Here is a 23,440-nt window from a genome sequence, read left to right as displayed (position 1 = left end):
ACATATAGCTTATTTTTTCTACTCAGCCATCGCTTCCGATTTTAAACATAGGAACTTATTATATTTATTGTAATGTAATAATATTCATTTTTTAGTTACAGGTTGTGACTCGTAACTGTGTTGTTAAAACCTGACATATCTGACAACTTTGTTACAAGATACAAGTAGACAAGTAAACGGGTTAAAAAATTTGTATCTTGTATCTCGTCTACTTGTAGCTTTTTTCAAAAGGTAACAACCAACGGTCACAGGAGCGAAGCGTATGTAAAAGTAACAGTCTTTTTAGCCTTTGTGCCCTTTGTGATTTCCTTCGTGTACTTGGTGGTTAAAACTCTTTACCACAAGGGACACAAAGAGTTACACAAAGAACACTATTTACAGTAAACAGTCATCAGTGAACAACTTGTTTCTTGTCTACCCGTAACTTGTAACTGCCCGAAGGGCGCAGAAATAACATTCGCCGAAGCGAAGGTGAGGCAAACTTGTAACTTTTTTCAAAAGGTAACAAAGGTTACACTATTTCATTCATTTGCTAATTTGCTAATATGCTAATTTACAAATCTGCTAATTCATTTTTTCAAAGAGCTAATAGCTATCAGCTAAAGGCTAACAGCTTATACATATAGATAAAATTATATAAATAAAGTAACACCCGGCCTTTAAATATTAGCGCGCATTACTAATCATATTATTGTTCAAACGCCATACGGTACACATTTGTTTCTTTGCGTGCAAAATTCAGAGACTGATAAAGCTTATTGGCCGCTACGCGTGAAGGATTGGATGTCAGCATCAATGAACCGGCTCCCAACGATCCTGCAAAGCTTATCGCATGTTCTACAAGTAATCTGCCTAAGCCCTGCCCGCGGTATGAATCGTCAACTACAACATCTTCGATCCATGCCTTTATCCCTGTCGGGCTTTTATATACGCCGACAGTAAGCATGCCGGCAATATTCCCACCATCGGTAATAAAGAACAGATAACTATTATCTGAAGCCAGTAGCTTCCTATAATATGATTCTGTCAAATGAATCGTACCGGAAGATATTAATGTCCCGGTAAGTTTTTGTACAGCCTTAAACCCTTCCTGCGTAAACTTTTTGTACAGCCTTAAACCCTTCCTGCGTAAACTCTCTGATCTCCGATATTTCCATAATTGAATAATAATCCGGGCAAATGAAGATACCCGTTTCCCTTCGCCCGATTAATTTATAAAAAACAGAAACCCAGACTGTAAAGCCCGGGTTTCATATATCCTTAACATGACAGAACAAACTTATTTGTTGTCTATCTTCTCTGTAGTACCTTTTATATCATCTTCAAGGCCGTTTACCCCGTCTTTGAAGTTCTTGATGCCTTTTCCGATACCTTTCATAAGTTCAGGAATTTTCTTTCCCCCGAATAATAATAAAACAACAATGGCGATGATAATAATCTCCCCGGTCCCAAGGTTGCCTAGAAATAATAATGTGTTCATCTGGTTTATCTCAATTATATTTACTTATTAAATAATTAGTTCGCTAAAGTAGTCAGAATAATATTATTCCAGTCATTTTTTTGCATTTTTTATATTCAATTCGCGTCAAATCTCAGATTGCTATTATTTAAAATGGCTGGAGATGCTGACCGTCCATCATAATTTAATAAAGAAGTGGCTGTTTCAAAAGTAATATTGCGCTAACAAAGTATTACTTCCTATTATCATTGGCTCCGCTTCGCTCTGCCGAACGTTGTTTCTGAACGGAGTGAAGAATCTCGACTTTGAAAAGGGAGATGTTTCACTCCGTTCAACATGACAACCAACGGTCACAGGAGCAAAAAGATAGTAAAAAATACTTTTGAGACAGCCATTTCTCTCACCTGTTTATTATTTAATTACTCTTTTGATAACGCAATGTTTGGTTTGGCTTCGATATAGACGGCGCAACAGATTCGCCGGATGTACCCCAGTCCTTGTTCGGATTACTTCCCAAAACGAACTTTATATCAGCCCCGTTCTTTATGTCGTTATAGGTTATATAAGTCTTGTTATACTCCTTCCCGTTGAGGGTCATAGACTGGATATAGACATTCTGTTTGCTATAATTCTCTGTAGTCATGGATATTTTCTTTCCATTGCCGAGAGTCATCTCTACGGCTTCAAGCCCAGGGGAACCGATAGCATATATATTGCTCGACGGACAAGTGGGATAGAAGCCCATACAGTTGAAGATATACCATGCCGACATCTGTCCGCAATCATCATTCCCGCTTAACGCATCAGGTTTGTTTCCGTAGAAGGTATCCAGTACATAACGTATCTTTTCCTGTCCTTTCCATGGCTGTTTCACATAATTGTAGAGATATAGTATCTGGTGGCAGGGCTCGTTGCCATGCCAGTATGCCCCGATACGTCCCTGTATATCGTGCGCCCCCGGGATATCATCCGGCAACTCCATTGTGAACATGGAATCGAGACGCTGGGCAAATATCTCGTCCCCTCCCATTTCATTGATATATCCTTGTACGTCCTGAGGCACATACCATGTGTACTGGTAAGTGAATCCTTCGGTAATATCACCCCAACCGTGTACCGACCCCGGCCCGGTGTAAGCGACCGCATCGAAAGGTGTACGCCATTCTCCATGAGAGTCGCGCCCCCGCATAAATCCGGATTCCGGGTCTATCAGGTTCTGATAAGCAAGCGAACGGTTCAGGAAGTATTTATAGTCTTCTTCTTTACCCAGTTTCTTTGCGGCCATAGCTACACAGTAATCATCATAAGCATATTCCAGTGTCTTGGATACAGATTCCCGTTCCTTATCGAATGGCACCCAGCCCAACGCGGTATATTCAGGCAGGCAATCGTAGTTAGGATTCATCGCAGTCCTTTTCATCGCCTGATAAGCCCGTTCGTAGTCGAACCCTTTCACATCTTTTACAATGGCATCAGCAATAGCGGACACGGCATGATAGCCAATCATACACCATGTTTCATTTCCATAGAAAGACCAGATAGGCAGCATATGCTCCACACTCTGGTCGTAATGCGCCAGCATGGAATTTACCATATCGGCATTACGTTCAGGGTTTATGAGATTGAGTAGCGGATGATGGGCACGATAAGTATCCCATAGAGAGAATACTGTATAATTGGTGAATTTACCGGCCTGATGTATATTCGAGTCATGTCCCCTGTAATTATTGTCCGCGTCCTGATAAACAAAAGGATGCAGGGACGCATGATAAACCGAAGTGTAGAATGTTTCCAGTTGCTCTTTTGTGCCTTTGGCCTTGAATTTACCAAGTTCTTTTGCCCATAATATTTCACCTTGTTTCTTAAGGCTTTCGAAATTTTGATTATCGAGTTCTTTCAGGTTTGTATATGCGCCTGAAGTTCCTGTTGATGATATAGCGACCTTTACTTCTATTCCGGCTCCGTCTTTTGTATCGAAATCGAGCCATCCCATGATTTTATTCCCATAGGCAACACGGTCGCTCCGGAAACGCTTTGTATCATAGATAACAGGCTTGCCGTCCTGCATGATACCCGAACGGGTAAACGGTTTGGAGAACCGGGCTACAAAGTAGACATAGCGTTCAGGCCCCCATCCGTTCACGAGCTTAAAACCGCAGATGGTAGAATCGTTCTCTATACGGAGTTGCGACCATGTTGTTTTGAACCATTGTACATGGTCCATATCCACCATAACAAATGCGCTGTCTGTTTTAGGAAATGTGAATTTGAAAATACCCGAACGTAAGCCCGAGGTCATTTCGGCTTTCACATCATAATCCAGCAAGTCGACTCCATAGTAGTTTGGAGAAGCCCATTCTCTTTCATGGCTGTATCGTGAGCGATATCCCTCACCGGGATTTTCATGTGTTCCGGGTATAAATTTTTTCTCTCCTGTCCCCGGGATGAAAAGGAAGTCGCCAAGATCGGGAATCCCCGTACCACTGAGATGTGTGAGACTGAAACCCATAATGGTCATATGGTCGTATTTATAACCGGAAGCGGCATCATAATAATCTTTATCAGTGTCGGGACTTATCTGTATCCCCCCGAAAGGTATCTGCGAACCGGGATAGACGTTTCCGAATCCGGATGTACCCACAAAAGGATTTACATAGGCATTGAGGGACAGGTCCGCCGATTCATCCGCAATCTGAGTTTTTTCCTTACATGACGAGACCAGCAATAAGGCCGAGAGAAGGAGCCCTAAGGGCAATTTACTTTTCATATTATCTTTTTTAGCGTGTAGTTAAGGTCGCAGACCTATTTATTACTCTGGTATGCACAATAACTAACATAGGTTATCATTCGAATATATCATTAATATTTTCTGTTACTTCTTATCGCTCATTATATACTCCAAATTCGGCAATAACGGGAGGTTTACTAAATTCATCTATTTGTATGCGGACTTTATCGGCCCAAACTTTATTAAATCTATGTACTTTTATTATATCATTGTTTTCACCGGATAAAAGAGGTAGCCATTTATTATTGTGGAAATACTCGATCCGGTATTTGCTGAAATTACTTTCCCCCCTTTGAGCAATGGTAATCAAATTGAACTCCAGTTCTGTGTTATCCAGAATGATTTCGAGCCAGGGCTTTTTTACGGCCTTGTTGGATTCCCACGCAGAACGGAAATTGTCGTCATTGGCAAAATCCATAATATTCATATCGTTGCTCCAACTGGCATTTGTCTTCTTATTCTTTGCAATATTCTTAGAAATAACGGGGGCAGGATAAGCCGGCAGTTTAGCGACAGGTCCTTTATTTTTCCATAGTTTTCCTATCTTCCTGAAAGCATCGGCCGCGTTGGCGTCTATCAGCCCGTCACGGTTAGGGGCCGCGTTCAGGATAAAATTACAATAAACCTCATTCATAGGGATGATATTGTCATTGACGAGCATTTCAGGCGATTTCACCGGAGTTGTCGGGAAATCGGGTTTCCAGAACCAAGCCGAATTGATGGGCAGGCAGGATAATGCAGGAAGTTTATTGCTCTCCTTCGAAATATGCTGACCCGCGCCTTGTTCATACGACTTAATATCCGTATAATACAAAACCTCTGCCGGATATTTAGCTGCATTCAGATCCATAACAAGGCAGTTCGGCTGTAAAGACTTTATCAGGGAATAAATATCCCCAAACGGAACTTCATCATATGAGATACGCGACCAGGGAGCGTCCCATCCGTCGATAATCAGGGCCTTTATCTCCCTATAGTTGGTCAATAATTCGGTCAATTGGGCTTTTATCATATCTATATGCTTCGGCGTGATCCATCCCGGACGGAGTTTATGATGTGTATCGAGAATAGAATAATAAAGCATTACATTCAAGCCCTGCGCCCTGAAAGCATCGGCATATTCTTTCACCACATCCCTCCTGAAAGGGCTGTTCATCACATTGTAATCGGTAGTTTTCGTGTCCCATATACAAAATCCGCTATGATGCTTGGTAGTCAGGCAGCCGTACGTCATATTGGCCTCTTTGGCTGTCTTGGCCCATTGGTTACAATCGAGTTTCGCCGGATTGAATATAGCGGGGGATGCATCGGGATCGGCCCAATCGTCCTCCATGAATGTCGGTATATTGAAATGGATAAACATCCCGAACCTCAGATCTACAAACTCCTGCTGAAGTTGTACCAAAGGTTTTCCCGCCTGGGCCATAGCGGACAATGACAAGAATAGCACGAGCATTAAAGAATATATCTTTCTCATATTGATATATTTTAAATTGTCTGTTTTGACAATGAATAAGGTTTCTCTTCTTCGCTGAATGTCCTTTTCTTATTAGGGGCAGCAGCCATTTCGAATGTCAGTTCCGCTCCGTTCTTTATATCGTCATATGTGATATACGCCTTTGTATAAGGCTTTCCGTTCAGCTTAACCGATTTTACATAACGCATCTTGTCACTTACCTTATCTGCTTTTATTTCCAGATATTTTCCGTCACCCACCTTCACTTTCATGTAAGGAAAATACGGAGCACCGAACACATATTCATTCGAACCCGGACAAACAGGATAGAATCCCATAGCCGAGAAGATATACCATGCCGACATCTGCCCGCAATCGTCATTTCCGCAAAGTCCGTCGATAGAATTACGGTACATCCGGTTCATGATCTCGCGTACCCAATACTGGGTCCTCCAAGGCTGTGACGTCCATGCATACAGGTAAGCGATATGATGGCTGGGTTCATTGCCGTGTACATAGTTACCCATCACGCCTTCGCGGGTAACGTCTTCCGTATCTGCAAAAAATTCATCGGGTAAATGCATGATGAAAAGAGAATCGAGGCGTTGTACGAATTGTTTATCTCCTCCCATCTGCTTGATAAGTCCTTTTACATCGTGCGGCACATAGAATGAGTAATTCCATGAGTTTCCTTCGATAAAGCCCTCCCCGTGTGTACTCAGCAGATTGAACGGAGTCTTCCAGCGTCCGTCGCTGTAACGGGCACGGACAAATTCCAGTTCAGGATCGAATACATTATGATAATTCAAGGCCCTCTTTTTATAAGTATCCGTAGCCGCCTGATTATCCACTTTCAGAGCTGTATTGTAAATCGTCCAGTCGTCATATGAATATTCGAGTGTAATAGACGAACCGCTACCGTTTTTATCGAAAGGCACATAGCCTAATTTTTTATATTCGCCCGTTCCATCGTAATAATCGACATTCGAACTACTTATCATGGCTTCCAGTGCTTTTTTCTTATCGATATTCAGGCCTTTATCGATGGCATCGGCCAGTACCGATACGGAATGATAGCCTATCATACACCAGTTTTCATTTCCCATATGCGACCATACAGGCAATGCCTTGTGCACACTCTGTTCGTAATGGGCTATCATTGAGTTCACTATATCCACGCTTCTTTCCCTGTTGATAATATTGAACAGCGGATGGAGCGCACGGTAAGTATCCCATACGGAAAAAATGGTGTAGTTGGTGAATCCTTTCGCCTGATGTATATTATGGTCTATGCCACGGTATTGTCCGTCCACATCCTGATAAACCGAAGGATTTATCATAGTATGGTAAAGGGAAGTATAGAACATTGTCTTCTTGTCGGCATCACCGTTTACATCTATCACATCCAGTTCTTTTTCCCATTTGGCCGAGGCTTCGGCGACAATTTTATCGAATGACTTTGCCGCTGCTTCCGCTTTCAGATTTTTGAGCGCTCCTTCTGTACTTACTGCCGAAAGGGCGACTTTCATTACAAGAGGTGAATTATCCGAACCAAATTCAAAGTGGGCTACAATCTTACGGCCTGCTATTTCAGGGAAATTCTTATACAGATTAAATTTCCGCCAGAAGCCCGTATATTTGGGTTTCTCACGATCTACATAGCCATAGTTTTTTATCGGCTTCGACAAAGATATGGCGAAGTAGGTATAATTTTCCCTCGACCAACCGTTGGTGATGCGATAGCCTGTAATCAGAGTGTCGTTCTCAACTCTCAGGCTTGCCCATAATACCTTTCCATCGTAATTATAGATGCCATGAACAAGGTCGAGCAATATCTTTTGTTCTTCGTTTTCGGGATAAGTATATTTATGCACTCCTACTCTTTCGGTAGCTGTCAACTGCGCTTTTACCTTATAATCGTCCAGTACGACTTCGTAATAACCCGGACGGGAAACCTCCGTATCATGCGAATAGCTCGAACGGTAACCCGAACGGGGAATGCCGGCCACGCCCGGATTGAACTTCAGTTCGCCTGTTACGGGTACAACGAGGATATCCCCGAGATCGGAATGCCCTGTTCCACTAAGATGCGTATGGCTGAATCCTACAATCGTTTTGTCGTCGTGCTGATAGCCCGCGCAATATTTATAAGTATCTTTTTGATACACGCCATTTATACTATGAGGGATAGTATCCGTATCCGGGCTTAACTGGACAATCCCATGGGGTACGCATGCTCCCGGGAATGTATGTCCCATTTTTACCGTACCTATCATCGGATTGACAAAAGATACTTTGTCCTGCGCGGATACTATACCGCTCATAAGTAAAAAAGAAAGAGTGAGTGTGCTTAATTTCATTTGCATATATCAGTTTATTGTTTTTTCAGGAATTCCTGATATTCATTCCACATTCCATCGATACTGGCTTCGGGTCCGAAAACCAGTTTTATAGCTCCGTCGAAGCTCCACACATCCATTTTTTCCACAGTAAGGTGGAACTTACGGATAGCATCCGGATCTTTTGTTGTAAGCCACTGGATAAAAAAGCCGGTGGTGCGGTAACCATCCATCCAATTACCGCCCGGCTTACGTGTACTCATATCAAATAAACCGGCCTCAGCCCTTACGGCATCGGCTATTCCTTCTATACATGCCCAGAATGTTTTATTATTTCCATAATTACCTATCCCTTTCGGTTCATACTGGTAACCATGTGTAAGTTCGTGGTAAAGTACCCCTCGTGTTTCGAAATCGAGCTTGAAAAGGGATTCTTTCGCTGACTTTTCGATATGCTGCGTGCTGTAGAAAATATTGATGTTAGGGGTACTGCCTCCTTTTGCCGAGACACCCGGTTGATCTTCCAGTGTATATCTGATGTTTCTTACATCGTTTATGCTGTCCCTGTCTGTATAGTATAAGATTTCAGCGACTTTACGGGCATGGTATTTTATATATTCATCGGGATTCTGCACCAATTGATTATATACTTTCGCTCCTTCTGTGCCGGGAGATTTTACTTCAAAATCTATATTCGGGTAGTTGAAATCTTCCCATCCTGCCAGCATATTCCTGTCTGATAACAATACATCCGCTATGACCAGATTCTCTTTTTTATCTGCTGTGCGGGCTTCGAGCATATATTGTTTATATGCAGCCGGTTTTTGTGCGACGCATAATATTTCCTGAAAACGGGAGCAGAATTTCTGATCTTTCCGTTCATCAACGACAGTCCATTTCTTTCCGTCATTGGAACCTTTCAGCACCCAGTTCGCCGGGTCGTGGGCGGGATTATCGCCCGAAGAATATATTTTGTAACTCAGTACAGGAGAGTTGTACGAGACCTGGAATGTCATTTTGTTTGTACCCGGTTTACCTATATAATAGGTTGTGAGGTTGTTGTCTGTCAGTTGCGGATAATCCGTTTTAATTTCCTGACTCTGACAGGTCAGGAATGATAAAGCAAAAGCCAAAAATAAAATTCTTCTCATTATGTTTTCGTTATAGGGTTTAGATCTGATGCAAGTATAATTATTATAGGAAAAAGGTTAATTATCCTGTTCGGCAATAAAGGTATCCTGAATACTTAAATTGGCTTGCTGTGTATCTTTCTTCTATTATCGTACTGAAATTATATACAATTGGGCTATAGCCCTTTTATTCCCTTTGAATTAAAAGTATATTTTGACCGAGCAGCGTGTCATTGAACTATGCCCCTTATTATCAGAAACATACATTATGATCTCTTATACAAACGATAACGGACATTTGTATGTTTTCTCTGTTAAGAAGCGGATACCCATGAAAAATGAGTATCCGCATAAAGAGTATATACAAGCCTTCTCCGTAGAGTAATGTAAATAAGAAAAGCGCCCTGTTACTTATGGAGAAAGGCCGTAAACAGCTATTCTAATTCCATCCCGGATTTTGATGGCCTTGCAAAGACGGGTTCGCTTGCATTTCGCTCAATGGAATAGGCCATAATAATGCATATGCAGGAATAGCACCTACCCTGATACTTCCATCCGGCTTATTCTGGATTTTTGCTGATTCCAGTGCAACCCATTTCAATTTACCTGAATTCATTCCATCTTCTTCCGGATATAAACGTGTACGGCGAATATCATCCCAAATTTTGAATTCTAATGGGAACTCGTGGAAACGCTCGGTGAGGATAGACTGTATTAAAGCATCTCCGGTAGCTGTTTCATTAGGAATCCCCGCACGTGTCCGCACCTGATTAAGATAGAACCTCGCTCCTCCTGCAGCATCACCTTCTTTCCCTGTGCGGGCCAGGCCTTCGGCTGCAATGAGCAACACTTCGGCATAACGGAACGTCGGCATATTATAGTCGCCGTCTTTACCCGTTTTTAAAGAGGTTTCATCGAACCATGCCCAGTTACCGATATTGTTTAATCTTTTGGTAACCACTACATTATTCTTATCTACCCCTGTATATTCCCAGAAAAAGAATTGTTTTTCATGTGACCGGATATCCGCAACAAGATAACTGTTTATCAACATATCGCAAGGCAGGTACGCATTATACAAAACATCTCCACCCGGCGAGAACACATTCCATTGAAAAGCGTCTGCGCCGATCGAGCGGCATGCATAAGAGTTTCCCACATTATACTGGGTCTGATTATACTCCTTGGCAAAGATAATTTCTTTGGATGTTTTTGTTGTCTTGATAACATTAAAGGCAGAATAAATGCTATCACTGCTGCCGCTGGCCTGCTCGAGGATATGCTGGCCTCCATTAATAACATCCATCGCCATATTGGCAGCTTTGGTATAGTAGTCATTTCCTCCATTCAGAGGCGCTCCGGCCCATTGCAGATACACTTGCGCAAGAAGAGTCTGTGCCATTGCTTTAGTAACATAGCAGCCATTGTCATAGAATGCCTTATTAGGTAATGCATCCCCTTCAATAATACTGAGCAAATCGGCTTCGATATTTTTATACACCTGTTCCGCAGAGGAAGGTTCTTTATATATACCCTCCAAAGATGTATAAGGTTGGTCTACATAGGGAACATCGCCAAACTCTTTTACCAGGTAAAAATATCCATATGCCCGGAAGAATTTACCCTGTGCAGTAAAATTCCTTATCTGGGTATCGCTTAATACGCCTGTCATTGTGGGAATATTGGCAATAACAAAGTTTGCACGGGAAATACCTTTGTAAAACTCATGCCACAACTTCAGCGCCGTTGAATTGAACGACTCTATATTAAAGTTACAGCCTTCAGATGCATTGGTAAAGGTTCTGTCTTTACGTTTGTCAACAAACAGTCCGGACATAACGCCGCCCCACATGGTTGCTTTGGGGGTCCATCCGCCATCCACATCAGTATTGTTCAGATACGGAACACCACCGAAATAAAGAGCATTTACAGCCGATTGAGCATCAGCTTCAGTCTTCCAGAATTGACCGGCAGTCTTTTCATCCTGCGGCTTTTCTTCCAGGAAGCTATCGCATGAACTCATCAATAATGATAATATAATCATGCAAAAGATGGATATATATGTTTTATGCAATTTCATATGATTACTATTTTATGATTTATATTAATACTATGAATTAAAATGAAACGTTGATACCGAACGTAAATGTTCTCGGACGCGGATAGGTAAAGAACTGACGGTTAGTTCCCCACTTGTTATCACCCAAACGGGATGAGTTATCCGGATCGTATCCCAAATAATCGGATGAAGTGATCAGGAAGGCATTGTTCACACCACCATATAAGCGTAAAGCCGAAAGACCCATTTTCCTGATAACATCAGAGTTAAATGTATAACCGAGCTGGATCAGGTTAGCGCGCAGATAAGAGCCGTCGGCAACCCAGGTGTCATCGGCATTGGCGTTGTTTCCTTGCCCGAAGTTAGCCAGACGTATTGCCTGCGCTTTACCGTTAGGATTCAGCGTAGGATGCCATGCTTCCTGATAAAGGCGGTCAAGCCCGCTTGTCAGGAAACGGCCCTCAGTTGAATGGAAATACTCCTGCATAATATCCGCACCCATTGAAAATTGGAGGTCGAGAGTCAAATCGAAGTTCTTATAATTAAAGGTGTTAATGAAAGATCCCATCCAATCAGGTAAACCATTACCTAAAATCTGGCGTTCCTTATATGTAACCTTTTCACCGATAGTAGAAGGTATATTCATTGTCGTAGCATCCCAGTTAGCCGGATTACCGTCATAAATACCTGCACGTTTATAGCCGTAGAATGTAGAAAGTTCTTCACCCTCGCGGATCAACATATCATAGCCGACAAAACCATCGAGAAGAATCTGACGCTTACCGGTGATCGGGTCTACCGATGAGCTTTCATCCAGTTTTTCAACACGGTTTTTATTAAAGCTGAGATTGACGGTAGAAGTCCATTGAAAATCACGGCTGTCAAAAATATGTCCGGTAAGCAATAGGTCCAGCCCCCGGTTCGAAACTTCCCCTACATTGTATTTAACAGATGTAAAACCGGTCGATTCCGGCAATGGACGGTCAAGCAGCAGGTCGGTTGTATACTTGTAGTAGTACGATGCTTCCAGGTTGAGGCGATTATTGAACAATCCCAGCTCAACACCTATATCGAATTGATTTGTTTTCTCCCATTTCAGATCCGGGTTAGGCATCCTGTCCAGATAAGATACAATTTTCAGGCCATTGCCGAGAATAGTATTCGACTGGCTTACTGTAGCCAACGACGCATACGTTCCTATTTCAGAGTTTCCCGTTACCCCGAAAGATGCATGCGGTTTTAATTTGCTTATGACCGGATTATCTTTCAAAAAGTTTTCATTAGAAGCCATCCATCCGAAACCGATGGAAGGGAAGAAAGCATATTTGTTGTTTTTCCCGAATTTGGATGAACCGTCATAACGGCCGGTTACGGTAGTCATGTACTTATTATCATAGTTATAAACCCCACGCAGGAAATAAGAGTTCATCGCCCATCTGTCATGGTCGTTGCTAACGCCCGGACGGTCTTCTCCTTTCGCCAGATTGTAGTAACTATAAAAATCGTCGGTAAACTTGCTGGCTGAAGCGCTGAAATATGTATAATCGCGTTCTTGCCAGGACATACCCGCCATAGCATTCACATAGTGTTTGCCCAGAGTCTTATTGAAAGTCAGATATGTTTCTTCCTGCCAGTACAGTGTACCCGATGTGTTTTCAGAAGCCGAACCTGTCGATGCCTGATTGATCATTGGGCGCGGAGTAAACGGTGTATAGTTGCGGTTGCGGTTATTCTGGTAATCGATACCGAACTGTGTTTTTAAATCGAGGTCTTTTGTAATATGGAATGTCAAAGCCGCATTACCGAATATCTGTGTTTTATATTGCATGGCTTCCATCCGCCTGAGCAATTCGACAGGATTACCTACACCTTCAGGGCCAAATCCTTGTTTTGAGCCACTAGGATTATCCTTATTTACAGGAATAGAAGTTGTTCTGATGTCATTCGTCTGCGCATATACACCATCCAGCTCAACAGGCAGGAACGGCAATTGTTCTATCATAGTACGTAAAGCTCCCTGTCCGTACGGATTATCGGAGGTTCTGTTACCCCATGTGTGGTTTACCAATAAATTAACACCGGTCGACAACCAGCTGGTTGGTTTGTCGTCATAGGCCAATTTCGCATTCAGCCGCTTAAAATAAGAATTAAGCAAAACACCCTGTTGGTCCGTATAGTTTATAAATGCCCCTACCGACGAGTTTTCGTCGCCACGCTGGATACTGAGCTGGTGATTGTGAGAGAAAGCTGTACGGGATGCTTCTTTCTGCCAGTCTGTATTATAAATAGGTGATCCGTCGGCATTGAATAAACGCGGGTCTGTGAATATTTGCGACAAATCGGTCGTAAAGTTCCTGCCTTGCCATGCATTCGCATTTTCCAAACCTTGTTTAAACGTAGCCATCCATTCATAAGAATCCATGACATCCATATATCTTGCCATGGTACTAATGGACATGGAACCATCATAAGAAACACGTGCGCGTTTTCCGGTATTACCTCCACGTTTGGTCGTTACCAGAATGACGCCGTTGGCACCACGGGCACCGTAGATGGCAGCAGACGAAGCATCTTTCAGGACTTCGATAGACTCAATGTCATTCGGGTTAAGAAACTGGAAATTTGACATAACCACTCCATCAACCACATACAATGGGCTTGCCGAGGCATTGATCGTGGATATACCACGGATTATAACACGCATTTCCCCGCCCGGTTGTCCTGTATTGGAGAAAATATTTACACCGGCAGCTTTACCTTTCAGGCCTTCAAGAGCGTTAAATGATTGATTCTTGATAATATCGCTACCTTTAGCCGTAGAAATAGAACCCGTTACATCCGATTTGCGCAGCGTACCGTATCCAACGACAACAACTTCATCTAATAGTTTAGCGTCTTCAGCCATCACTACGTCTAAGGAAGTCTGTCCTTTTAATGCTATTTCCTGAGTAAGAAATCCTACAAGGGAGAAAACCAGCGTCTGATTAGTGTCAGTAACCCTTACCGAATATAATCCGTCTACGTCAGAAATAGCTCCGGTAGTAGTTCCTTTCACTACAACGCTTACGCCGATCAATGGCTCTCCGCTCTGATCTTTAATAATTCCTTTTACAATTGTTCCGTTTTGTACCACATTATCAATATCTTTCACATTACTTGCAGATCCCGAAGCAAATGAATACTGGACGAATATAAACATGAGTAGCAAAAAGAGCATCCGCCTACCATAGCTTTTGTAGTAGCATGTTGAAATTTTATCTACAAATTTTCTCATAATATAATTTTAATTAAGTTAACTGGGAATAAATACACACTTTACTTAAAAGAGGTAAAAAATACCTCAGTGCCTGAACATCATAAATAAAGGATTAGCTGGTTCTCCATAAAGAAAGATTTTAAAGGTTAATAATTAAATATATTTACCATACATCAACACAATGGTTTTAAGAAGGTTATTCAGAAAATTACGCACACAAAAAAACCTTATTCCAGAAGGTTTTTAACTTTCTGAAATAAGGTCAATGATTTTTTAACGTATAAAAATCCAGAACAAATAGATTCTTTAAATCTCTGTTCTGCTAAGATTAAACTATTTTTTAGTAAATTACGTCTCTCTCTCTCTCTCTCTCTCTCTCTCTCTCTCTCTCTCTCTCTCTCTCTCTCTCTCTCTCTCTCTCTCTCTCTCTCTAGTAAAATACAGCTAACCGCCAAATTTTCAGATGAAAAAATGTCGTTTATTATTGCTGTATTTTGCATTGCTTTGGACATATATACTGTTTACTTTAGAGATAAAAATATATGTGCACTACTTATTAAACAAAATTCCTTTTTACTTTCTGTCTGATTCTGATATCCCGAAGAAAAATCATTCGCAATGTTAATTAATATAAAAATGTTTTGAAGTATCTCCTTTACGCAAATAAGTATCCCAATTCACCACTGGCAGATTGGGATACTTATTTGGTATATTAAGATACTAATGCAAGATTTGCCCGGAAATCGCGTCAAATCACTTGCGCAGGCGGTATTCCTTGGGGGTCATATTATATTTTTTCAAGAATTCGCGGTAAAAATATGACTTATTGTTAATCCCCACCTTATACATGATTTCCTGAATGGTGAGGTTTGTTGTAATAAGCAACCTGGAGACTTGCGCAAACCTGTAATCCTTGATGAAGTCGTTAGGCGAAAGGGTCGTTATCTTCTTGAACTTGCGATAAAGGCTGCGGGTACTCATATTCAGCTTTTCCGCGATAAATTCGGGCCGCAGATTCTCTTCTTCCATATTATCCGATATAATATCGATAACAGAATCCATAAAGGCCTTATCTTCCTGATGGATCAGTTGCCCGTCCGAATACTTATATGCGCTTTCGGGAGAATAGAAGTAATCTTTCAGTTCATCTTTCACGACCAATAAACGGTTTATAACGGAACGAAGCACAAGCGGAGAGAAAGGTTTGGTCAGATAAGCGTCTGCTCCTATATCCAGACCTTCCGCCTGTTCTTTCTCACTGATCTTAGCCGATACGATCACAAGCGGTATATGCTTTGTGAATTTATCATTCTTCAGCTTGTTTATAAATTCGAGACCATCCATTCCCGGCATCATGATATCGGTGATAATAAGGGAAGGTGTCTCCGATTCTATAATCCTGAGAGCCTCTGCTACATCATAAGCAATTTTTATATGATAACTACCGGACAAAATATCAGAGATAAGCCATACTATATCCTTATTATCATCTACGATTAAAATGGTTTGTCCTGCCCCCGTGGATTGTCTCAACAATTCAAACTCCGAGGGGAGGCTGTCTTCATCACCGGCCGGCTGCCCTTCCCCGGTTACCTGAAGCGCCGGCAATACTACCATAAATTCAGCAAATTTACCGACTTCACTCCTGACTGAAATATTACCTCCGAGCGATTCCACAATATCGTAGCAGATAGATAGTCCCAAACCGTGACGTGACGTCATCGTCGAATATGAATTGTTTATTTCCATACTTTCAAGCACGCCGTAACGGTCGAATATAGTCGGTATTTTTGACTCCTCTATCCCCTGTCCTGTATTATACACAAGAAGGATAAGTTCCTCCTCGTTTATTTCTGCCGTTACCTTTACCTCTCCTTCTTCCGTACCATATTTAAAGGCGTTGGAAAGCAGGTTGACCAATACCCTGTTGAAGCCAAAGATGTTTGTATTCCAATATAAAGCGTCAGGGACCGATGTTTCAAATGTTATATTATTTTCTTCTGCAATAGGGACAAACCACTCCACTTGCTTTTTTACCAGGTCTGATACCGAAGCCTCTTCAATGTAACTGAAGTCGAACTTACCTTCTTCCATCTTCCTGAAATCCAGTATCTCCTGTATCAGCCCGCTCAGGTTGGCAACATTGTCACGCAATATACCCGTATATCTGCGGATATTTTTATCCACTTCCGCCGACTTCTCAATATAGTCGCTCACTCCTTTTATCACCGTAAGGGGTGTACAAAACTCATGGGTAACATTAGTAAAGAAATTCAATTTCGCTTCCAGTAGTTTTTCCTTTTGTTCCTCATTTATCTTCTGGGCGATCTGCATCTGCTTATCCATTATCCGTTTACGGATAAGATATATAACATAAGAGCAAATAAGGACAAACACTACCACATATGCCAGATAAGCCCAGCCGGTCAGATACCACGGCGGCAATTTCCTGATTTTTAAAGAATAATATCTCTCATCCGAATCGAACACATCATTCTTGTACCTCACTTTCAGTATATACTCGCCATGCGGCAGGTTGGTGAAAGTAACTTCATTGGTCTTCTGAAGCTCGGTCCACGCCGTATTATAATTATCGAGCAGATAAGAATATTCATAATTATCACCGTTTATATAATCCGTCGCAACAAACGAAATGGTAAATGAAGAGATATTGGCCCCGATCTCCAGATACCCGTCTTTTTTGTTTGTATAATCATATAGTGAACGACTCTCCCCGGCTATTTGCAGGTCGAAGAAGTACAGGTCAGGTTTATAATTGCTTTGAAGGTTGACCTCTTTAGGTTCTACCCATGTCAGCCCGTTTATTCCACCGAAGAAAAGCCGTCCGGTCTGCGGGCACTTCCAATAGGCATCGTCGGAAAACTCTGTCACCTTTAAGTCCGGATAGGAATAATTATGGAAAAAGTCGTTGCGTGGATTATATTTTATCAGACCTTTATTTGTACTTAACCAGATACATCCGTCCGCGTCTTCAAGTATTCCGTGTATCATATCATTGATCATCCCGTTGCGTCTGTCAAACTGCTTAATCACAGTATCTCCATCCTTCAAGAACTGGATACGGGTCATCCCCGAACTGGCTCCGATATAAAAAGTAGAGTCTTTGCTCTGATAAACGCACAATACATCTCCGATAGCTGTATTCTCAGCATTTTTCATCTGGATAAAATCATACTGCTTACTTTTTATATTATAACGGACCACGCCATATCCTCCACGGCTTCCGATAAATAAAGTAGATGCTCCGTCATAAAACATAGAGTGGAATTCCACGCAGGTCTTATCCCCTTTCTTCAGCACATATTCATTTACAGACTTAACTGAAAGACGGGAATTTTCATCCTTTATGATAACTTCGAGCAAACCATTTCCGGCCGTTGCCATCCACAAGGTAGAGTCATTCACCTCACAAATCGAATGAACTTTCCCGATTGTACATCCATCCTCCTCCGATAACGATTTTATTGTGTTATCCTTATATGAGTAATATGAGAACCCGGGCCCCTCGGTCCCGATCCAGAGCACATTCCTATATTTGCTTCTGAGGAAGCAAAATACAAGGTTACTCGATAGCCCGTTGGCAGTTGTGTAGTTTATGAACTGGGACTGGGATACTTCACGCTGATTGTGCTCATCGTAGTTCCTGATCCGCATGATGCCATCACCTTTCGTCCCTACCCAAAGATTCTGTGATTCATCGGCGTAGATAGACCTGACCGGCTTCTGAGTACCTGAAAGAAAATTATCGAATATAATATTCCCGAACAGATCGTGTCCCTGATAATACATTTGCACCCCCCGCCCGTCGGTCCCGATCCAGAGTACATCCTGCTTCTTATCTTTCAGCAAACAGAATACCCTTATCCCGAGATATACGGTTTCAGGTTGATAATTATTCTCTACATCCAGCCTTATCAGCCCATTATCATTGAAGGAAACAAACAAATCAGATTTGAAAGACACCACCCGGGATATTCCTCCGTATTTTACTATCAGTGACGACAGGTCTGTGATCAATATCCTCTTATTATCCGACAGGTCGTACAGATAGAGTTTCCCTTCGGCACTTATATAATATATCTTGTTGTCTTCATAGTATGCGTTTATTACATTTCTATCGTGAAGCAGATATTCATTTACCTGCAGCCTGATATCATTCTTCTTGGAATCGCCGGCGATTTCTATATTCTTCAGTTTTCCATCGGCAGTAACCATATAGAGATGGTCATTGCCATCGACGAACATAGCCTTTATATTAGCCATATCGGCTCCCGGCAAATGAATATTCGTGAAACTCTTACTTTCGCGGTTATAATGAGATATATAGTTCTTCTTGCTTATTACCCACGTGTTTCCATTTTTATCTGCTGCAAGGAGTTTGGCTTCCGGCAATTCGGGATATGATTCTATCACTTTTCTTTCTTTCAGCGAAAATTTGTTAAGGCCCAGAAATGTGGATATCCACAGGCTGTTTTCATCTGCTTGCGTGATATTATGAATAATATTGCTGCATAAAGAAAATTCATTGTCGAATTCGGACCTGTAAACAAAAGTATTTTTCCCGTTATACAGGTTCAGCCCGTCGTATGTCCCAAACCACATATAGCCGTCTCTGTCCTGATACATGCACAGAATCGCATTATTTGACAAATCGAGTTTGTCCGCCCGGTGCAATGTATATGACGCATGGGAGAGCAAGATGCCGGTAATTAAAAGGAATGCCAACAAGCCGGACTTCCTCATATTTTCTTTATTATATAGAAGCAGATGTTTCATAGTTATGATTTGATAAAAAGGGAGACTCTTTTTTGCAAAAATACAATTTACATTCGGATAATATAGAAAATATATTTTTTCGATAGTGGGGAAACACACGAAAATTGGTAGCTATAACCATCGGTTATTACATTAATTAACTATATAATGTTAAAACCTGACATATCTGACAGAAAACTAATGTGCCGATTAGTAAATTTGCCGATGTGCCAATTGAGTTGCAAATCGACGGAGTCAAACTCCTCCGCTTGCGCGGACTTCCAGTCCGTGTCTTATTGATAGTGCAAAAATGTTTGCTACGCAACACACAGACGGAACGTCTGCGCGAGCGGGGCAGGACTGTTAAGTTCTCCGCTTTATTCTGTTATTGTCTGCTGTCATCCTGAGTGGAACGAAGGATCTCATTCGATTTAGGAGATGTTTCACTTCGTTCAGCATGACAAAGAGTATATAAGAATTCAGAACCCAACAGCACTACCCTTTGGGGGATTGAGGGGGCCTGTCAATACTTCAAAGAGCTAACAGCTAATAACCAACCGCTAACAGCTATCCACCCTATAGATAAACTTTTTCAAAAAAAATATTTACAATTACGTAAAAAGACGACACAACCACAGTTCTGCCTTGCCTATCAGATAAAAGACCATTGAAAAACACCATAAAAAGATGCCCCCTTCAATATCCCGGGGGCTTCCTGACAAGACAATAATCTGCTTACTTACAATCGATTGTTTAAAACTCACATACATCGTTGAATAGAGAATCGTGTTTATTATAATTCTATATCACTTGAGGCATTGCACAAAGAATAAACTATAAATGACCAACAAAGTATGTAAAATCCAAAGAATCCCGATAAAATTATAGAATATGACATTTTTTCAATGAGAAATATTAAAAAGCTCAACCGGAGCTTATAGTATAAATATATTAATCGTTTTCAATAATATATGTGCCGACACATATATTATCTATCATTTTACATGTAATTACACAGTCCTCTTGCCGAAGTTCTATCAGGAATTGCTTCCTGTTATCTTTATCCGGATATTTTACATTAAACCATCTGAATTTTTTAATAAAGTCGGTGAGAGACATACCATTATATTCATCGGTCGAAGTATGGCAAGGTTGAGATCCATTCAATAACCCGTTTTGAATTTCCGTACAGATAATTATCTTTTCCATAAGTATATTTTATCATTAACAAAAATAAACTTAAAGACACTATATATCCGCACATATTGAATAAAAAATTTAACCGCTATCTTTCAAACAAAATATGTTAAACTTTCAAAATGGCCTGTAAAAAGAAATTTTATGAATAAAACGGCGGGGAAAATAATACTGCAAGACAAGGACAGAATGTTCGTTCCGGGGGAGAATCCAGGGGTTTGCCTCAAAAGGATTCAGCGGATAAAAAAAATAAATACCAAAGCAAAATTGATTCAAATATTGATTCGCGTAATCAATTACTTTTTCGCCTTCAACTCATCTTCCAGCTTAATCACCTGATCGCGGAACTGGGCTGCTTCAAGAAACTCAAGCCTCTTAGCGGCGGCAGACATCTGCTTACGCGCTTTTTCAATCGCCTTTTTCAGCTCGTCCTTGGTCATATATCGTATTTTGTCTTCCGATGCTATCGCAATAGTTGAATCCTGAGTGTACGATTTCACCGAGAATTGTTCCTCCTTCCGCAAACTGAACACCGAAGCACGCGCTTTGCGTATTTGCTGCGGAGTAATGCCATGCTCTTTATTGTAAGCCATCTGTATCTCGCGACGGCGGTTGGTTTCATTTATCGTCTTCTCCATGCTCTCAGTAATTTTATCTGCATAGAAAATCACTTTTCCGTTCACGTTACGGGCTGCGCGCCCGACAGTTTGCGTCAGAGAGCGGTGAGAACGTAAGAATCCTTCCTTATCCGCATCCAGGATCGCAACAAGTGAGACTTCGGGCAGGTCAAGTCCTTCACGCAACAGGTTTACCCCGACCAATACATCGAACTGCCCGCTGCGTAAGTCATCCATTATCTGCACACGGTCCAGCGTATCCACATCGGAGTGGATATAGCTGCACTTCATTCCATTGTTTGAGAGGTAGGCGGTTAACTCTTCCGCCATCCGCTTGGTCAACGTGGTGACAAGTGTACGCTCATTCCTTTCTACACGTATCTGTATTTCTTCCATCAGGTCATCTATCTGGTTCAGGCTCGGGCGAACGTCGATAGGAGGGTCCAGCAAGCCTGTCGGCCGTATCAACTGTTCCACGACTATCCCTTCCGATTTCATCAGCTCGTAATCGGCAGGGGTGGCGCTTACATATATCGTTTGAGGTACAAGCGATTCGAATTCCTCAAATTTCAAAGGCCTGTTATCCAGGGCCGCAGGCAGGCGGAAACCATACTCCACCAGGTTCTCTTTGCGCGAGTGGTCCCCACCGTACATCGCCCGTATCTGGGGGATGGTCACGTGGCTCTCATCTATTACGAGCATAAAATCCTCAGGGAAGAAGTCCAAAAGGCAAAACGGACGTGTGCCCGGTTTACGGTTATCGAAATAACGCGAATAGTTTTCTATACCTGAACAATGCCCTACTTCACGGATCATCTCCAGGTCGTATGTCACACGCTCATAAAGCCGTTTCGCCTCCAGTTGCTTGCCTATGGACTGCAGGAAATCGACCTGGCGTCCGAGGTCTATCTCTATTTCGGCTATAGCCCTCACCATCCGGTCCTTGGTAGTCACAAAAAGATTGGCGGGATAGATACGAAAATCGTCATACTTATCTATCTTGACGCCGCTCAGCGGGTCGAGACACTCTATACTCTCTATCTCATCGCCCCAAAATACCACCCTCACAATAGGGTCTCCATAGGCGAGAAATACATCGACAGTGTCCCCCTTTACCCTGAAATTTCCGGCCTTGGGCTCTACCTCATTACGGGAATACAGAGCACTGACCAGTCCGCGCAAAAACACATCGCGGACAAGCTTTTGACCGACATGTATAGAGATGGTCGAATTTTCAAAATCCTCGGGATTTCCCATACCATAAAGGCAGGAAACGGAAGATACCACAATAACGTCGCGCCGGCCCGACAGTAAGGATGTGGTCGTTGCCAGCCGGAGTTTCTCTATCTCTTCATTTATCGAAAGGTCTTTCTCTATATATGTATTTGTGGAAGGAATATACGCCTCGGGCTGATAATAATCATAGTAAGAGACAAAATACTCGACCGCATTGTCCGGGAAAAATGTCTTGAACTCACTGTACAACTGAGCCGCCAAAGTCTTGTTATGGCTAAGAACCAATGTCGGTTTATTTACATTCTGAATAACATTAGCGACCGTAAACGTTTTACCCGAACCCGTCACTCCAAGTAATGTCTGTGAAGGCAGGTTTTGCATGATCCCTTCCGACAGCGCAGCGATTGCGGCCGGCTGGTCTCCGGTGGGATTGTAATAAGACGTTAATCTGAAATCCATCGTTCTGTATCTTTCGGAATCCCAAAGGTAATAAGAATTATGCAGTTACGTTTTTAATTCGCGTCTATTAACATTCATACAAACCAGTAGTTAAATTAATAATACCAGTCAGTAGTTGAAGTGATTATTGTTGTATAAAATTGTTTGATTTTTAGTTACAAGTTACTACGCCCTGTGGGCAGTTACGAGTAGGCTGATGCACACAGTGCTAAAGACTGAAGAGCCGCTGTCTTGCCGTCGCATCGCGATTCCGGCCTCGTCCAGCAGGCGGGGTATTCAATCCGCAAATCGGCGTTAGCCAAATATAAGCCGGTAGGCACGTTAGAAAAATCAAACGTTTCTATACAGCAAGAATAACATCACTACGAATTCATATTATCAAAATCCAAATCATTTATCTATATGTAGAAGCTGCTAGCCATCAGCTTTTATAAATAGTATATTAACAAACAATACCCTCTTTGCCGCCTCCCCTGTGGAGAGGACAGGAGGGGCAAAACCTTTAACATTATGAAATATAACGACAAAACCGCAGCACGCATCGTGGAAATGATAGAACAAGACCTTCACGGAGTATCTGAAATATGTAAGATACTCCGGATCAGCCGTCAGACTTTCTATGACTGGAAAAAGAACAGGCCCGGATTTAAGGAAGAAGTCGAAGAAGC

13 protein-coding genes are annotated in these 23,440 nt (G+C 41.9%); 1 reads left to right on the top strand and 12 read right to left on the bottom strand.

Translation table 11 applies throughout. The features are described from left to right. Window positions 1-688: 688 nt before the first annotated feature. The 12 genes from ACFO6W_RS06360 to uvrB all read right to left on the bottom strand — a co-directional run bounded on the left by ACFO6W_RS06360 (window position 689) and on the right by uvrB (window position 22,772). Window positions 689-1,030, bottom strand: a complete 342-nt coding sequence (locus ACFO6W_RS06360) for a GNAT family N-acetyltransferase (protein WP_379994558.1) — start codon at window positions 1,028-1,030, stop codon at window positions 689-691. 249 nt (window positions 1,031-1,279) lie between these two features. Then, window positions 1,280-1,480: a twin-arginine translocase TatA/TatE family subunit gene (tatA, locus tag ACFO6W_RS06355; protein ID WP_006800774.1), complete on the bottom strand. Its 201-nt coding sequence runs from the start codon at window positions 1,478-1,480 to the stop codon at window positions 1,280-1,282. Between the two features lie 394 nt (window positions 1,481-1,874). After that, window positions 1,875-4,226, bottom strand: a complete 2,352-nt coding sequence (locus ACFO6W_RS06350) for a GH92 family glycosyl hydrolase (protein WP_379994557.1) — start codon at window positions 4,224-4,226, stop codon at window positions 1,875-1,877. Window positions 4,227-4,338: 112 nt separating this feature from the next. After that, entirely contained in the window at window positions 4,339-5,724 is a 1,386-nt protein-coding gene (locus ACFO6W_RS06345; protein WP_379994556.1) for an alpha-L-fucosidase, read from the bottom strand. Between the two features lie 11 nt (window positions 5,725-5,735). Next, window positions 5,736-8,027 carry a GH92 family glycosyl hydrolase gene (locus ACFO6W_RS06340; RefSeq protein ID WP_379994560.1) on the bottom strand — a complete coding sequence of 764 codons (2,292 nt, stop codon included), beginning with the start codon at window positions 8,025-8,027 and terminating at the stop codon, window positions 5,736-5,738. 50 nt (window positions 8,028-8,077) lie between these two features. Continuing rightward, window positions 8,078-9,193: a basic secretory protein-like protein gene (locus ACFO6W_RS06335; protein ID WP_379994555.1), complete on the bottom strand. Its 1,116-nt coding sequence runs from the start codon at window positions 9,191-9,193 to the stop codon at window positions 8,078-8,080. A 418-nt stretch (window positions 9,194-9,611) separates the two neighbouring features. Next, window positions 9,612-11,252: a RagB/SusD family nutrient uptake outer membrane protein gene (locus ACFO6W_RS06330; protein ID WP_379994554.1), complete on the bottom strand. Its 1,641-nt coding sequence runs from the start codon at window positions 11,250-11,252 to the stop codon at window positions 9,612-9,614. Between the two features lie 37 nt (window positions 11,253-11,289). After that, window positions 11,290-14,505, bottom strand: a complete 3,216-nt coding sequence (locus ACFO6W_RS06325) for a SusC/RagA family TonB-linked outer membrane protein (RefSeq protein WP_379994553.1) — start codon at window positions 14,503-14,505, stop codon at window positions 11,290-11,292. A 209-nt stretch (window positions 14,506-14,714) separates the two neighbouring features. After that, a complete protein-coding gene (locus tag ACFO6W_RS06320; protein ID WP_379994552.1) occupies window positions 14,715-14,999 on the bottom strand; it encodes a hypothetical protein in 285 nt (94 codons plus the stop codon). Window positions 15,000-15,240: 241 nt separating this feature from the next. Then, complete coding sequence (locus tag ACFO6W_RS06315) at window positions 15,241-19,284, bottom strand: two-component regulator propeller domain-containing protein (protein WP_379994551.1); 4,044 nt, start codon at window positions 19,282-19,284, stop codon at window positions 15,241-15,243. A 930-nt stretch (window positions 19,285-20,214) separates the two neighbouring features. Next, window positions 20,215-20,472 carry a hypothetical protein gene (locus ACFO6W_RS06310; RefSeq protein ID WP_379994550.1) on the bottom strand — a complete coding sequence of 86 codons (258 nt, stop codon included), beginning with the start codon at window positions 20,470-20,472 and terminating at the stop codon, window positions 20,215-20,217. Between the two features lie 284 nt (window positions 20,473-20,756). Further along, window positions 20,757-22,772, bottom strand: a complete 2,016-nt coding sequence (gene uvrB, locus ACFO6W_RS06305; RefSeq protein ID WP_379994549.1) for an excinuclease ABC subunit UvrB — start codon at window positions 22,770-22,772, stop codon at window positions 20,757-20,759. A gap of 510 nt (window positions 22,773-23,282) precedes the next feature. Here uvrB and ACFO6W_RS06300 point away from each other — a divergent pair. Continuing rightward, window positions 23,283-23,440: helix-turn-helix domain-containing protein (locus ACFO6W_RS06300; protein WP_379994559.1), on the top strand; the 158-nt coding region annotated here is incomplete at its 3' end.

The sequence above is a fragment of the Dysgonomonas termitidis genome (assembly GCF_042654545.1).
Taxonomy (GTDB): domain Bacteria; phylum Bacteroidota; class Bacteroidia; order Bacteroidales; family Dysgonomonadaceae; genus Dysgonomonas; species Dysgonomonas termitidis.
This window is presented reverse-complemented; position numbering and strand designations above follow the sequence as displayed.

Bases quoted from the DNA above. Each gene is read 5' to 3' on its own strand.
- uvrB (WP_379994549.1), bottom strand. From the start codon at position 22,772: ATGGATTTCAGATTAACGTCTTATTACAATCCCACCGGAGACCAGCCG.
- ACFO6W_RS06315 (WP_379994551.1), bottom strand. From the start codon at position 19,284: ATGAAACATCTGCTTCTATATAATAAAGAAAATATGAGGAAGTCCGGC.
- tatA (WP_006800774.1), bottom strand. From the start codon at position 1,480: ATGAACACATTATTATTTCTAGGCAACCTTGGGACCGGGGAGATTATT.
- ACFO6W_RS06350 (WP_379994557.1), bottom strand. From the start codon at position 4,226: ATGAAAAGTAAATTGCCCTTAGGGCTCCTTCTCTCGGCCTTATTGCTG.
- ACFO6W_RS06320 (WP_379994552.1), bottom strand. From the start codon at position 14,999: ATGTCCAAAGCAATGCAAAATACAGCAATAATAAACGACATTTTTTCA.
- ACFO6W_RS06335 (WP_379994555.1), bottom strand. From the start codon at position 9,193: ATGAGAAGAATTTTATTTTTGGCTTTTGCTTTATCATTCCTGACCTGT.
- ACFO6W_RS06325 (WP_379994553.1), bottom strand. From the start codon at position 14,505: ATGAGAAAATTTGTAGATAAAATTTCAACATGCTACTACAAAAGCTAT.
- ACFO6W_RS06345 (WP_379994556.1), bottom strand. From the start codon at position 5,724: ATGAGAAAGATATATTCTTTAATGCTCGTGCTATTCTTGTCATTGTCC.
- ACFO6W_RS06310 (WP_379994550.1), bottom strand. From the start codon at position 20,472: ATGGAAAAGATAATTATCTGTACGGAAATTCAAAACGGGTTATTGAAT.
- ACFO6W_RS06330 (WP_379994554.1), bottom strand. From the start codon at position 11,252: ATGAAATTGCATAAAACATATATATCCATCTTTTGCATGATTATATTA.
- ACFO6W_RS06340 (WP_379994560.1), bottom strand. From the start codon at position 8,027: ATGAGCGGTATAGTATCCGCGCAGGACAAAGTATCTTTTGTCAATCCG.